Genomic DNA, 14,715 nt, shown 5'->3' with positions numbered 1-14,715 from the left:
TAAATTTATTCCCACATCTCCATTAATAATTGAAAAACCAAAAGCTACTCTATCTAATTGAGAATAACATTAAAATAATTATACATTGTAAACTGCATATTAAACATTGTATAAGGTGTATCTGTTTGTCCTGAGATTGAAAAACCCCCAATTTTATCCTTAAAATATTCTATTAACTCATTTTTCATCTCATCTTTTATTACTTCATAACTTTTATTTTGCAATCCAAACGCCTCCTGCCAAAAGCCTCCAGTTTTAGATACTTCATATCAGCAACGACTGTGACATCACCTTTTACTTCAAATGCACCATACGCATCTTAAATCTTAGCAAACTTTTCTTCACTTGTTAAATCTGTTTTTTTCCAATATCATTGATATAATTAAAATAATCTTCAGCATTTTTAACATTCAGGTCATCCGTACTCTAAGCTCCATAAGCCTTATTTAGAACTTATTAATATTGTTTGCAGTGAAGTCAGTTTAAAATCTCCCATATTTTATTACCAATATTACTTAGTGGTTCATTAAGCTTGATCCTTTGATCAACATCATTACTCCAAATAAAAAAATCAGTTAATCCCCCTCTTGGTGGATAAATATTGCGGTTAATTTTCCTAACTTTTTGTAGTACTTCTTCAGAATCTTTATCACCATTAATAATCGTGCCGTGTATTATATTAATAACATTCTTTATTTCTTGAATTTGATAATCTATTTCTCCTTTTCCATGCCTCTCAGTTATGTCTAATAATTCAGTGTACAATTGTTTCAGTTGAATTAAGTCAGCATTACTATCCATATAAAAAACTCCTTTATTTTAGAGGTATTTCTTTTAGAACTTCTATCCCCTTTATCTTCCAAGGTTCCGATATAAATATTTGATTATAGTCCATCCCTCCGGTATAAACCCCTCCTTGATTACCTACTGGTCCTTCGTAAATAGTGGTTCCTTTAGGAATTTTTATCTTGTAAGTGGCATTAATAGGTGAAGTACCTGTTAAAATTCCCGTTTTGGGGTCTATCCATTGTGGTTTAACAGCTGTATCAATCCTTACCTTTATTGCTGATTCAGCAGGTTCTCTTGTAAACCATTGTCCTAAAGCATTTTTTTCTTTCCCTAGCATAGTTAAACCTCCTGCTTCTCCGGCTCTGTATAGAATAAGGTCATCTTTTAAGACTTCGACATTATATTTGCCTCCATAAAAATTCCCTGCGGGATTACCACGTAATTTAGATAATGGTCCAGGATTATCAATCATATTATAGGCGAATTTTTCGAGGTCATTTGCATTCCTAACTCCCCCAACATTCACCCCATCTGTCTTACCAAACTTACTTTTAGCCCACTTCTCAATGGAGTGTGTGTTTTCTGCTTTCATGAACATTTTTCCAATACCGGCGACCTCTACTACTTCTCGCGGCTTAATTACTGTTACTGCTTTATCTGTTACTTTTGTAAGGTCTATCGTATCATTTACTAGTTTATCCTTCACTACCCTTCCCGCATTACGCAATCTGGCTTCCGTCTGTTTCCCAGCAGCTACCACCATGTCTCCAACATGGCTTAACTGTTTTTGAACACTTGTTTTTACACCCGTTTTTAAGCCAAATTGACCTAAGTCTGCAGCTTGATTAGCAACTCGTACGCCAGAACTGAATTTCTTAATACCCGCTACCCCTGGGACGATGTCTAATGGAGCTAGTGCACCTCTGAACCAACGTTCTCCCGTATCCAGTTCTCGACCTGATATCCAGTCCTTTCCTGTAATCGCAGTACTGATCTCCATACCACCATACGCTGCTCCCAATGCTAATCCTGCTGGTGGACAAACGATCGCTGCTCCTACAATCACGACTAGCGCTGCAATGTTCACCCAAAATTCTTTGTTGTATTGCTGATCCTTGATTGAATCATATTCAAATGCTCGCATGTTAACTGCTGCCATGCGGTAATCTTCCTGAGAAAAATCCTGATCAGGATGTTCTGCTTTCCACATGTCATATTCAATCTTCAATTGTTCAGCGTAATAATTATCCCCGCTCAGTAAATCATCCAGGCTAACTTCAGCTTTTGGAACCTTTCGTGTTTCCTGCATCCCTTGACCATAGTATATCGTTTGTTCTTCTGTCGCACCAATTCGATTCTCCGTTGTATATTTCGATATCGTCGCATCCCGCATCGTCTCTACGAAAGTATCGATATCTTCGTAAAAGGGCTGGTCAATCGTTCGATCTACGATATCTCCAACCTTTCCTGAGAAAGTATGTAATACGTTGAAGTCATCAAACAAAGATTGATAGTTTTGCTCCCGATCGATATGACTGAAGGAAACGACTCCGTCACTATCATATTTAGCAATATCAGATTTAGCATCCTCTAAGTTATCCGTAATATCCTTTAGGTCATCGATCATCCCTTTTCCCCAGCGACCTAATCCAATTAGATCACCCAGACCAGATTTCATCTTTTCCCAGTCTGCAGGGATGTATTTTACATCCATCGCATCAGACCTCCAACTTTGCTATAATTTGTTGGGCAATTGCTTGATCTGTTTCCATCATTTTATTTAATACCTCTATTACTAATGATGAAGCCCGAACATAGTTATCATGTAAATCAAGCATTTTTTCATTTGCCTCAGCATAGGCAGCCATAGCTTTTTTTGCTTTTCCATCTTGATAGAAGTTCAGTTCTCCAAGCTTCTTAATATTTGGTGTAACATTGCTATCTAATTCCGTTATAATAGCTTGTAACTGATTAAAAATGGAAGTAATTTCATCTGTACTTATCGTAATATTTGAAGCACCTGCAGCCGCACCAGTTGTCGCTATTTTATGCATTTACTTCGCCTCCTTGTAGGGGAATTCCATCTCATCAAAGAGTACTTTTAAAAACCAATATTGACTTGCATGGTAATATTTGCGTTTTACTGTATCAACCATCAGTAACTTTTCCTCTTTCACAAAAGCTAACCACTGCTGATAAAAAGAAGGATTTGTAGCTTCTTGTGGTTGATTATCCAAATGAAAGAATTCTAAGTTAATGAGCGAGCTTCCAGGATCATATTGTTCCGTATCATGTCGATCTTGATTGGATAATTCCTCTTTCAAGAAGGTTTTCTCTTCTTCCTGAGGTTCTCTAAGAATGATTGGAAACTTCTCTCCTAGCATTTTTAAGACAATAGCTTTTGATACAACAAATAATTTATATAGAGACTTTTCTTCCAACTCCACGAGTAAAATTAATTCATCGTCATTATGATCACTAAAAGCAAACATTATATTATTGATTCGGACATACTTTTTACTTTGGTGATAATATTCAATTGCTTGGATGATGATTGCACCAGCTTTTGTGATCTTTCCATCAGGTGTTATAATCTGTTTCTCAATCAGTCGATTATGAGCCTCTTCAAACACTTCCTCGCCCTTCAATTGATAGATTTCCTTTTCAGGAAGTCCAAACAATACATTTCCACCGAAAGCTGCTGCCAATAAATACAGTTCAGGAACATTAAATGCATCAGTTGACAATTGTGTCATAGGTTTCTCACTTCCCTAACCGAACTATCCTTCTTGAAATCGTCAATGTATCCTTCTAAATTATTTAGCGCTTTTGTTTGAAGTGTAGCAGCTTCCTTTAACTCTTTGTGGTATTGATTAATAATTTCCAAATAAGTAATAAAAGCGTCCCGAGATTTCCCCTTCCATGATGCTGATTGGACAATAGAAATCAAACTCTCACATTGGCGATAAGTTGATTTTAAAGAAGATTCCATCGCTCGCGCTGCAGCCTTTGCCTCATTTAATTTACTCCCATCGATTTTAACGTCGCCCATATAATCGCTCCAATCGCTCTTTCGCTTCTTTTTCTCTTCTTGCTCTTTCAGCTTCTGCTTCCCTTATTGCCATTGCTTTATAATGTTCGTATTGCTGATAAGCTCTAGAAGCTGCATTGACAATATCATTTCTTTTCCTTTTTTCGTAATCAAAGTACCGCTGTAACTTACCATTTAATTCCTCACGTTTTGGATCAAAATCATTAGAAGGTATTTTATAATTAGACATGTACGGTACAGAGCGAATATAGCTCGAATAAGCCGCTTCTGCATCACTTACTTTCTTATCATGATATTCTCTTGCAGATTGCAACTTTTCATAGAGCTTAAGATAATCATCCCTTTTCTTCTCGGTATCTGTTTTAAACCAACCAAACATAACCTATTACTCCCCTCTATATTAAAAAGGTGCCACAATTTTAATTTTCTCAGCCTTGCCCTGCTGTATATAATACGCTTCATACGGTAATAAATTACTTTCACGATAAGGTCTATTAGAAACTTCTAACATGTTCTGATCGGATATTCTGCCAATTAATACACCATTCTTCTGCTTTTTCACTACTTTTGTTATATCATCATACAAGCGATCAATCGCACTGTGCACCGCTCCAATGATAAAGTAAATACCCATTCGCGGCCCATTTTCGATCAATTTTGAAATAGTCGTTTGAGTAGATAACGACATATTATCGATTACATAAGAGACATCGGTCACCAATATTACCATTGGACGAATCTCTTGGAGAAAATCATTTACCGTCGCTTGACCATCTGTCTTACTTTGAGTCTCTCGATATGAATCCTCTCTCGCCTCATAAAGCTCTTGAATACACACGGTGAATTCTTCCATTGATGTTGGATCACCAGCATAGACATTTGTATTCTCTTTATATGTTCTAAATCTAGCTGATTGATTATCTATTAAACCTACATCAATATGCGGATTAGCTGAAATACTACTCATAACGGTCAAGAATGTTTCCTCGATAGTATCCATTACTTCGCCTAAAATTAATGTATTTTGGTCTTTTATAACGTTTACCTCTAATGGCTCAACTAATTCAAAGTCTACAGCAAATGGAATGCCACCATTAGTAATCATTTCTTTTGTTTTTGGAATTTGAATAAACTCCTCTAACGTTATTTTTTCCGGAACAACAGGTATTTCCTTCGGTCGCTCCCCATCCCAAGAAGCATCCATCTCTTTTGCAATATGCTGTATTGAATCAATAATTTCTAAAGATTCTTCTCCAGCAGCTGGTAACATAGTTTGAAATAATGCGGGATCCTCCAATTTAATAAGACCTCTTCCAGCAATTTCTTCAATTTCAATACCTGTTTTTCCAACAATTGCTCGAGCCTCCGTTGTTTCGATTAAATACAATGGAATTTGCGTTTTAATATTAGAAAGCAACGGTATTTTCATTGCACTTTGTCTTCCAGCACTAATGGCTAAATGGATACCAACACTGGCTCCCTCACGAGCAATTTGTGTAATAAGCTTTTCAAACTCATCCGAGAAGTCTGCATCACGAACAGAATCGAAGTTATCAATCATTATAAGAATATTTGGTACGATATCTCCACTTGCCTTTTCATACATTGTCATATTCGCAACCCCATAGTTGCTTAGCTTTTGTTTTCGTTCCTTTATGGTGTTGGTGAGGATACGAATAAATTTCCCAACCTTCTCTAGATCATCTATTAAAATCGTGTCCGCAACATGTGGGATATTTTTTAAAGGCAACAATCCATTGGTACCGAAATCAAGTAAATACAAGTGTAAATGCGCCGGATTATGCTGACGTACGAGATCCATCGCAACCGTCTGCAAAAAGGTTGATTTTCCATAACCAGGACTGGAAAACACAGCAATATGCCCATCTTTTGTTAAATCAATAGCTAGTGGTGACTGTTTCTGTAATTCTGGCTGGTCAAGAAGACCAATCATGGCATGTAATACTTTTTTAGGCTCCTGCCATGCCTCCTGATAATTTACTGGATGAATATCAGGAGCATAGATACGTTCAGGCAGTGGTGGAAGCCATGGCCTTGGTAACTGCTCGATTTGTTGTGCTTCCGTATAAACAGCAATATAGTCAATAACGGCATCTAACTCTGATGGTGTTTTCGAAATTTCTTCTTTATTTTCAAGTCCACTTAAATCCTCTGTTAAAATATCGTACTGTCCAAGATCATTGATTGCATAAATGGTTGTATCTATATAATCTTGATCATTTTTGTCTGGAACATAATCTGCACCACTCCAAGCACTTTGAAATAATTCATAGATCTCATTATTCCCAACCTGTAAATAAGCTCGACCTGGTAAAGTAATTTCTGCTGCATCAGGCGTTTTTAAGATTTCATTGGAATCACTTGCGTTCTGTACTTTTAATGCCAATTTAAACTTTGAGTTCGACCAGATTTGATCATCCACCACGCCACTTGGTTTCTGGGTAGCGAGGATTAAGTGAATACCTAGTGAACGTCCAATCCTTGCCGTAGAAACAAGCTCTTTCATGAAATCTGGTTGCTCTGATTTCAGCTCCGCAAATTCATCGGAGATCAAGAACAAATGAGGCATTGCCTCACTAACTTCACCTTGTTTGTAAAGCTTTTGGTATTGATTAATATGATTCACATTATGTTCTCCAAAAAGTCGCTGTCTTTTCTGTAATTCCGCTTTTATCGAAGCAAGGGCTCGCATGGACTGTGCAGCATCAAGATTCGTGATGGTTCCAACTAAATGTGGCAAGTTCTTAAATAAATTCGCCATTCCCCCACCTTTATAATCAATCAATAGAAAGGCAACTTCATGCGGGTGGAAATTAACTGCAAGGGATAATATGTATGACTGAATAATTTCCGATTTCCCTGAACCAGTAGTACCTGCAACTAGACCATGTGGACCATGTGCTTTTTCATGTAAATTCAATTGAACAATATCATCTTTCCCGCGCAGACCAAGTGGTACAGCTAAGCTTTTATACGTCTCATTTTGCTTCCAACGCTCTGAAATAGCTAACTCAGAAACTTTTTCTACCCCATACATTTCCAAAAAAGTGACACTTTCAGGAATAGAATTTTTTAGATTCTGCAAATGGTTTATAGGTGCTAGTGCACGAGATACTTTTTCTCTATCAAAGTCTTTAGGAAAATGATCCGGTATAAAATGTTTATTAACTAATTCTCCCTCTTCCAATATAATGTTGCCATGTTTAGCATCTCGGATATCGATAACTGTTTTCACATGTTCTGGAAGGGCATGCATGACATCTTGAACAAATACAAGCGATATACCTAGTTCACTTGGGTCTTCATTAAAAAACTCCATGATGGTGTGATCGAGAATCATTTTCTCATCTGTAATTAATACTGTGTAATGTGGTGTAAAATAGGTTTTCTCGTGTTTATTTGATTTCTCTTCTAATGCCTGTTTTCGTTCCTTAATAATCTGATACATGGAATGTAATACTTGGTCTCTTGAGCGTTCATGATAAACAAACCCACGAACATTTACATCTCGTAAGCTAGCATGTGGTAACCACCGCATCCAATTCCATTCATCTTTCTCCTCTTCTGGAAAAATAGTGATAAATTGTAATTCATGATAACTATGAAACAAAGATAGTTGTATAACTAATAACTGTAATTGTTCTATAACAAGTTTTCGATGGCCAATGTAACCTACCGGACCTTTCATTAAGGTAGTAATAACAGGAACATGTTGAATTTCTTTATGTTGAGAAAGCAGATCTCGTGCAGCATCAATCAATTCATCTTTTTCTTGGGTAAATTCCTCTTCATTAAACTCAATGTCAAAACTCGATTCAACTTTCCCTAAGCCTGCTCGAAAGGTTAAGAAGTCATGATGATAAATGGTTTTTTCAAATATTCGAGCATCCACATCTACAGCCATTTCACTAATTTTACTCACATTTGGATAATGATACATTAAAGCATGGCGTTGTTCCTCACTCGTTAAGTAGAGCTCTTTCGTTTTTCGCTGCAAATATTCTTTATAGCTTTGCTCTCGTTCCTTCATGTCTGTCTTATACTTTTTTACATTTTTCATATAAGAAGTTATTGAAAATATAATGGTAACAATAGTCATGGAGAGCATGGCAATAATATATATACCTCTAGGCTGAACCAAAGAAATTAGGACAAGTGCTGCAATCATTACTAATGGTGGTACAATAGTTCGTGCTAATTGTTCACTAGGCTTAGCCGGTTTATTAGACGGCTTAGCAATTGTCTTTTTTTCTTCTGGCTCTCGATAAATAATCCGTGGGGATCGGTGAAAATTAGGATATTCTCCTTGATAGGGATGCTCTACTTCCGTCAATGCTACTAGTTTAGAAGATACCTGCTTATGTGAAGCCATAACCTGAATCTCTTTGTCTCCAAAGATAAGCAGAACTCCATCTGCAAATAGTTGGTCACCTGGTTCTACCTGAGCATTTTCTTTTACTCGAAAAAAATTGTGATAAATAGTTCCGTTTTGAACTTCAAGTGTGAACGAAGGATTCATATCCTCTCGAACAAGTACCAAATCAGCCATTATTCCTTCAATAGTTAGATCATCATATTCATTTTTCCCTATTGTCAACGAAGATTTCCCAGCTAAATCATATGTATAAACCTTCTCTAGGTCTAATAGATAAAACTCTAGCAATTCCCCTGAAACCGAAATACTGTTATATTCCTTAATAATTTCTTCTCCTACGTGGCATTGTTCCCCATCCCATTCAACGGTAAAAGAGTCTTCTAAATCCTGAAATGTAATTGTATCTGCCCATTGGTTACTAATCGTTATTGTTTTAGCTTTATCTTCCCATAAATGGCATTTATGTAATTGGTTACGATACATGATCATGAGTAATTTTTGTGCCATCTGTTTACTTCCTCTCTCTATTCCAACCGTAGAAGTTTTTGCTTTCCTATGAAACTACTATTCCTCATCATTACTAGTTTCACTTTCTTCCTCTGTTTCTTCTTCTGTTTCCTCTTCTGTACTGGTACTTTCCGTAATTTCACTTTGCTCTGTTTCGGTTACATTATCTTGAAGTTCATCATCTTCTTCATTTAAGTTATATTCTTCTCTATATTTATTTAATTCATCTTGTAACGAACTAACCGTTTCATCACGTTCCGCCCCAGTCAAGTTAGGATTATTTTTTGCCTGTTCTATTTGTTTAATTAATCCATACATAATGAGCTGTGGATCATCTATATATTTAGCTTTTTCAATTGATGCCTCAAACTCACCACGTCCATTATAGATCCAATATAGTAAATAGTCCGAATCACTTCTTAAGCTTACATTTTTCATAATCGCTTCTTTTTCCCGGTCAGATAATTTCTCCACATTAATGTAAGAATGTGCAAGGATATACGTTGTTTGATTTGGCAGCTTCTCAGGGTCTTCTCCCTGTAAAGTGGAAATGACACTTCCATAATCAGAAGCTAAATACTCACCATGTGCTTCCAACAATGTTTCCTGATAAGGACTTTTTACAAACCCATAATATATAAGTGGAGCAGCTAATAATACAGATACTACAATCATGATAATGGATAACTGTTTAAATAAACGAAAACGTTTTGTAGGAACTAACTCCATCGTTTTTTCTACTTTCCTTTGTTCCTTCTTATAGCTTTCTAATAATAATGAGTACAATTCTTTAAGATCATCCACTTCACTCACTTGACGCTGAAAATCGGTTTCTTTTGCATTTTTCAAAGAACCATTATATAGCTGATCAAAATTATATTTTTTTGAAAAAAGTGCAATGATAAAACACTTAAATTGGTTCAAAAATACTTTTTCATCCATTTCATAAGGAGGAACGACATTGCGAATCCCTCGGTAAACAACCTTAGGCATTAAATTATCATCGAAAACAAGATTATCTGGATGAAGGAAAAATGTGATTCTCGTAAAAAGAAATTGTTCGAGTCGAGCCACATTGCATAATAGGCGCAATTTATCATTTCGGTTAAGTTTTTGTACATGTTCCCAACGTTTCATCGTTGAATCGATACGCATATTAAATAGAAATACATCTTCTTTTTCTTCAATAGAAAGTGGAACGAAATAGTCAGATGGATCTTTTATCAAATCCATTTGTCTGACATTTTTGATACTTGTTTCTGACTTTGGAAGTGAGAATTGCCAACTGCCTTCTTCTACCTTAACCTGAAGTGTAAGTTTATCCATTTGTACTGTTTTTTCCTGCATAGTAGTTGACCCCTTCATTAGATTGAAACTTCATTTGGTGAGGGTTCTAGCCTCCCCGGTTCATTTGTATATTATATTTCCAACTCCTTATTCTCCAATCCCAAGAATACGCACGTAGAATGTATAATCGTTATAATACGATAAAAATATCTCCATCTGACACAGGGTAATCGGATAGAATATCATCGTCTGTTAGCAATAGATTTTTAGTAAGTACCTTAATAGCACATCGTGAATCAGCATCATAATCAATGTTTACCGTCTCCATAACACTTTGGAGCAAATGTTTGACAGACAATTGAACTGGAACACGTAAATCATACTTTTTATCTGAATATAGTCGTTTGCTAAAATCAAATGTCACATTAATATGTGTTTGTTGAGACATCTTTCACTCTCCTAATCTAGCATTTTGCGCATCATCACATAAACTCCACCACATAAGAGAAAAGCAAACCCACTGAAAACAGCTATAACGGAATTGCCCAACCCTGAATTCTTCTCTTCTTCTTGGTCTTGTATGGATTGTGACACGGTTACTGTATAATCTTCTGTAAACAATGTTTGCTTCACATCTTCAAGCGTTTCATTTGGCTCAGTTTCCATGGAAAAAAGAGATTGTTCCAGTTCTTTCAATAATTTTTCTTCTTCTGTTTGTTGATCATGAATAGTAGTTTCCGTTTCCTCTGAAAACAAAGACGGAAATACCTTTTCTAGTTCTGTTTCACTGATCTCTCTGTCGGTTTCTTTACTTTTTTCTATACGATCAATCTTAAATTCCAGGCTTCCTCGATTATTAGAACTAGACTCAGCTGATACTAGATGTATATTTACACCTAGTATCAGTAGAATAGTGGAAAATAATAGCATAGCTTTAACTAGCTTTTGCTGTACTTTCATCTTCTAGTTCTCCTTTTTGTTTAAAATGATGGAAGACAAATAAATTAGCTAGAGTCCCTATGATGATTAATCCTAGTAAAAAGATAGTTGCTAATGCATAATTAGGACTTCCTTGTACTGCTTGTTGCAATAAAGACTCTACATACTGTAAAGGTGAAAATACTTTTAACTTGTTCATTGTCTCTAATCCAGTACCAGATGCATTGGATAAGAATAAATACAAGCTAAATATAATTAGCAATATAAACATTCCAACCATTTTTATTTGTCTTAACAAATAGGTTGCAATTAGGAGCATAGCAACCATGACAGAGGTTACTAATAATGTCCAGATGATCATACTTCCTTCTAAAATTTGTAGGAAGTAACTAGACATTAAACCAATTATGATTCCTTCTAAGATTCCGATACTAGCAGTAATTAATGTAATAGGTAAATTCTTACTGATTAACGATTTATCAGCCGAGAACTGATCATGTTCCACTCTTCTTTGCTGAATAGTGGAAATAACATACGCTGTAAATAAAACCACAATAAAACAGGTGAGAACTAGTAAATAAGGTGAAAAGGTTTCTCGAGTTCTAATGGTTCCCTCATTACTAGTTTGAATAGGATTAGATAGAAACTCATATAAATTTTCATTTTGTCTTTCACCTATACGGCTATTTGCAAGAACACCAGTAAAATTATCTGCAAACTCCTGATCCTCTACTAGTTTATCCGTCATCTCTGCAGATAATTGACTAGCTAATTGAACTAAGTCTTCTCCGCTTTGTTCAATAGTATCCGCTTGAGTATCAACCATCTCAAAGGCCTGATAAACTGTATCGGCTGATTCCAGGTTACTTCTTGCTTGTTCCACAAGGGACTGACTTTCAGAAAGAAGTGGCTGAAACTCATTACCAAGTGATAATAGTTCGAGTTGTTCATTATCATTATTTGCTTGAACTTCCCTCTGCTTATCAATTAATTCAAGACTTGACTCACGCCAACGGGAAACATTTTTCAAGGTTTCTTGTAGGCTATCATTTAATAATGCAGCCTGTTCAGATGTTTTCATTACTTTATCTACTAATTCATTCGAATTCTGTTCAGCTAACTCAGCGATTTCTCGATACGTCGATATTTGTTCTTCTAATTGTTGTATTGGTGTACGAATTTCTTCGGTTATTCCTTTTTTTACGTTTGAAATAACGTAGTTCGTTAGCAATTCTTCAATATCTTGTTCATTGAACAAATAGTATAGTGAGGACTCAGTAGCTAGATTAGCTAAGGAACTTCTATTTAAGCGTCGCTTTAGTCCTGGACTATCCATATCAAGTCCATAATACATTTCGTACTGGGATCTTAGTTGCTGATAATTGCTTACTGTATGAACAGCTGCATTGATAAGTAATTCCGTACTTGAGTCATAATCTGGATTCATCCCTTCTTCATGAACTGAAGACATCACTTTGTGGCGAATAAAGTTATTGATAACCTCTACTCGTATGATTTCAGGATCAGGGTCTGGGTCTGGTTCGTCCCCATCTGGATTACTTTCTCCATCGTCGCCATTTACAGGATCGCTGTTGTCTTCTCCTGGGGTCTCATCCGTAGAATCATTGTTTGTTTTCGTTTCATTATTTTCAGTTTCTTCTCCTGAATCATTACTTTCGTTTTGAGAATCCTTTAGGTTTTCTTCCTCTGTCGAAGATGTTTCTTTATTAGGATCATTGCTTACTTCTTGACTGCTCTCTTTCTCATCTGTACCTTCCCTAGACTCTGTGCTCACACTTGCAACTAGAGGTGCATTAAATACAATGGCAGCAACTTCTTCTGGTTCATCCACGTTGGTAATATTTTTTTGCTCCATTTCCCAACTCCATGTTGCTGGTTGAAATACATCAATGTCACTAGATTCATCGTTCAATTTAAGCGAAATAGACACCGTGAATATGCCTTCTTCATTAGCAGGTAATCTTACTTCGCCATTTTCTTTATAAGAGCTTGTATAATCTGCTTCATCATGTCCTGGTAACGTCAACACTAATCGGGTTAGATCATATTCAGAAGGGATTTCCAACTTAAAAATCTGACCTTCTTTTTCGTTTTTTGGTAGTTCAACCGAATCAGTTATTGTAACACCTGTTGATATTAAATGGTCTTTAATTGCTTGAATTTCGTGTTTTAGCATATTGCTGTTATCTTTTGGTGAAGGAGTATAATCGCAATCTTCATCAACTGAACACTCTTCTATATATTTATTTGTTACAGCAATAACATTCACTAATTGCAAAACTAATTGCTCGGATAATCCAGAATCACGAATATCTTCCTCATTTAATGAAGGCAACTTTTCAATTTGATCTTGAATACGAGCATGTACTCGTTGATCTGGCTCTTCAAATATTGTGCGTGGATTTAAAATATACCCATCACTAAACGCTTCGGCAAATATATTTCGCAAACGGTCTTCTATATTTGACTCTAGATCAGACTCCAGTGTATCGTTTAGTATTTTTTCTACATTACGCACCCGTTCATTTGCATCTAGAAAATACGCACGTAATTCAGCAGAATCAAAGACAAGATTATCTTGTTGTTCCATGCTTTGTTTGAATTGTTGACAAATAAAGTTATTGGTTGCTTGTAAATCGTTTAATTTCTGTTCGACATCATCATTCTTTAAGGCATGATCGAATTGAGTTAATAAATCACTAAAGTTTGATAGTGATAAATTATTAGATTCTTTTAAATTTGAAAATTCATCTACATCTGTCAAGTAGCTCTGACCCGCTTCAATATTCTCTCCTAGCTGATTTTCAAACAGTTGTAATGTATCTTCAAACCCTGAAAATGTCTCTCTCGAAGATTGACTATGATCTTTGAGCATTCCAAACTGATTTGTATAGTTTGAAAGGGGGGCATTGACATTATGGTTATACATATTCGTGTATTGTGATTGTTGTTCAATGATCTCCCCAATAGAATCCTGCGCATCTTGTAAATTTCCTATAATACTTGCAAAATAGACATCTATAATTCTACGATTAAAGTCATTTAATATATTGCTTGCTGTTTTCTCTGCTTCAGATCTTATTTGTTCATTATCTGAAGCATTGATTTTATAATCAAGCACTACCTGCTCTGGTGATTCAGAATCAATTGACAATGCTTTTTCGGAAAAATCATTTGGAATAACAATCATCATGTCGTATGTATTTCCGTTCAAGCCACTTTCTGCAACACCACGGCTAACGACATACCAATTGTGCTCGTCATTATTATTCAAACTCCTGACAAAAGCATCACCAAACGTTAAATCTTCATTCCCAAATTGTGCACCTTCATCCTCATTCACTAGGGCAATATTCATCTTTAGCGTATCATTTGATTGTTCCGTTCTCGTTTCATCCTCTTGTTTTAAAACAAGATAGGATAAACCAGAAGCGAGTAATAAAATTAATACTAAAAATAATAGCCATCTTTTATCTAATTTCTTCAATTATTTCTCCACTCCTACAAAATCCATTTATCATATAAGCCCAATAGTGTTACGAAATAGTAGAAGATACCGTAAAACAAGCATTATTATGTAGGTATTAGTCCTCATGGAATGAATAAAAATCGGTATCATTCGTTTCGTGGCTCTTTAAACACCGGTTTATATTACCTAGTACTATTTATGTACATTAACTGTATATTAGATGAGCCACACAACTATAGTCGTGCAGCTCATCAA

General features: G+C 35.7%; 12 protein-coding genes. All 12 read right to left on the bottom strand.

Annotated elements, in window-relative coordinates; translation table 11 throughout:
• Window positions 1–53: 53 nt before the first annotated feature.
• The 12 genes from GMD78_RS21525 to esaA all read right to left on the bottom strand — a co-directional run bounded on the left by GMD78_RS21525 (window position 54) and on the right by esaA (window position 14,478).
• Entirely contained in the window at window positions 54–224 is a 171-nt protein-coding gene (locus tag GMD78_RS21525) for a hypothetical protein (protein WP_246187553.1), read from the bottom strand.
• Between the two features lie 253 nt (window positions 225–477).
• A complete protein-coding gene (locus tag GMD78_RS04170) occupies window positions 478–801 on the bottom strand; it encodes a hypothetical protein (protein ID WP_155667416.1) in 324 nt (107 codons plus the stop codon).
• A 13-nt stretch (window positions 802–814) separates the two neighbouring features.
• Window positions 815–2,503, bottom strand: a complete 1,689-nt coding sequence (locus tag GMD78_RS04165) for a pre-toxin TG domain-containing protein (protein ID WP_155667414.1) — start codon at window positions 2,501–2,503, stop codon at window positions 815–817.
• Between the two features lie 4 nt (window positions 2,504–2,507).
• Window positions 2,508–2,843: a hypothetical protein gene (locus GMD78_RS04160; RefSeq protein ID WP_155667412.1), complete on the bottom strand. Its 336-nt coding sequence runs from the start codon at window positions 2,841–2,843 to the stop codon at window positions 2,508–2,510.
• Window positions 2,844–3,545 (bottom strand): DUF5081 family protein, encoded by a 702-nt coding sequence (locus GMD78_RS04155; RefSeq protein ID WP_155667410.1) that lies wholly within the window; start codon window positions 3,543–3,545, stop codon window positions 2,844–2,846.
• On the bottom strand, window positions 3,542–3,841 hold the full coding sequence (locus tag GMD78_RS04150; RefSeq protein ID WP_155667407.1) for a WXG100 family type VII secretion target: 300 nt from the start codon (window positions 3,839–3,841) through the stop codon (window positions 3,542–3,544). The genes GMD78_RS04155 and GMD78_RS04150 overlap by 4 nt, the downstream gene beginning before the upstream one ends.
• Complete coding sequence (locus GMD78_RS04145; RefSeq protein WP_155667405.1) at window positions 3,828–4,220, bottom strand: hypothetical protein; 393 nt, start codon at window positions 4,218–4,220, stop codon at window positions 3,828–3,830. Before GMD78_RS04145 ends, GMD78_RS04150 begins: the two co-directional genes overlap by 14 nt.
• 21 nt (window positions 4,221–4,241) lie before the next feature.
• Window positions 4,242–8,744 carry a type VII secretion protein EssC gene (essC, locus tag GMD78_RS04140; protein ID WP_155667403.1) on the bottom strand — a complete coding sequence of 1,501 codons (4,503 nt, stop codon included), beginning with the start codon at window positions 8,742–8,744 and terminating at the stop codon, window positions 4,242–4,244.
• Between the two features lie 57 nt (window positions 8,745–8,801).
• Window positions 8,802–10,091, bottom strand: a complete 1,290-nt coding sequence (gene essB / locus GMD78_RS04135; RefSeq protein ID WP_155667401.1) for a type VII secretion protein EssB — start codon at window positions 10,089–10,091, stop codon at window positions 8,802–8,804.
• A gap of 130 nt (window positions 10,092–10,221) precedes the next feature.
• Complete coding sequence (locus tag GMD78_RS04130) at window positions 10,222–10,479, bottom strand: EsaB/YukD family protein (RefSeq protein WP_155667399.1); 258 nt, start codon at window positions 10,477–10,479, stop codon at window positions 10,222–10,224.
• Between the two features lie 11 nt (window positions 10,480–10,490).
• Window positions 10,491–10,991, bottom strand: coding sequence for a type VII secretion protein EssA (gene essA, locus GMD78_RS04125; protein WP_155667397.1), 501 nt, complete (start codon window positions 10,989–10,991; stop codon window positions 10,491–10,493).
• Complete coding sequence (gene esaA / locus GMD78_RS04120) at window positions 10,966–14,478, bottom strand: type VII secretion protein EsaA (protein WP_155667395.1); 3,513 nt, start codon at window positions 14,476–14,478, stop codon at window positions 10,966–10,968. Before esaA ends, essA begins: the two co-directional genes overlap by 26 nt.
• Between the last annotated feature and the right edge of the window lie 237 nt (window positions 14,479–14,715).

The organism is Ornithinibacillus caprae, assembly GCF_009728145.1.
Classification (GTDB): Bacteria; Bacillota; Bacilli; order Bacillales; family Amphibacillaceae; genus Ornithinibacillus; species Ornithinibacillus caprae.
Note: the sequence above shows the minus strand (reverse complement) of the source record. Positions and strands in the feature narration are given on the sequence as shown.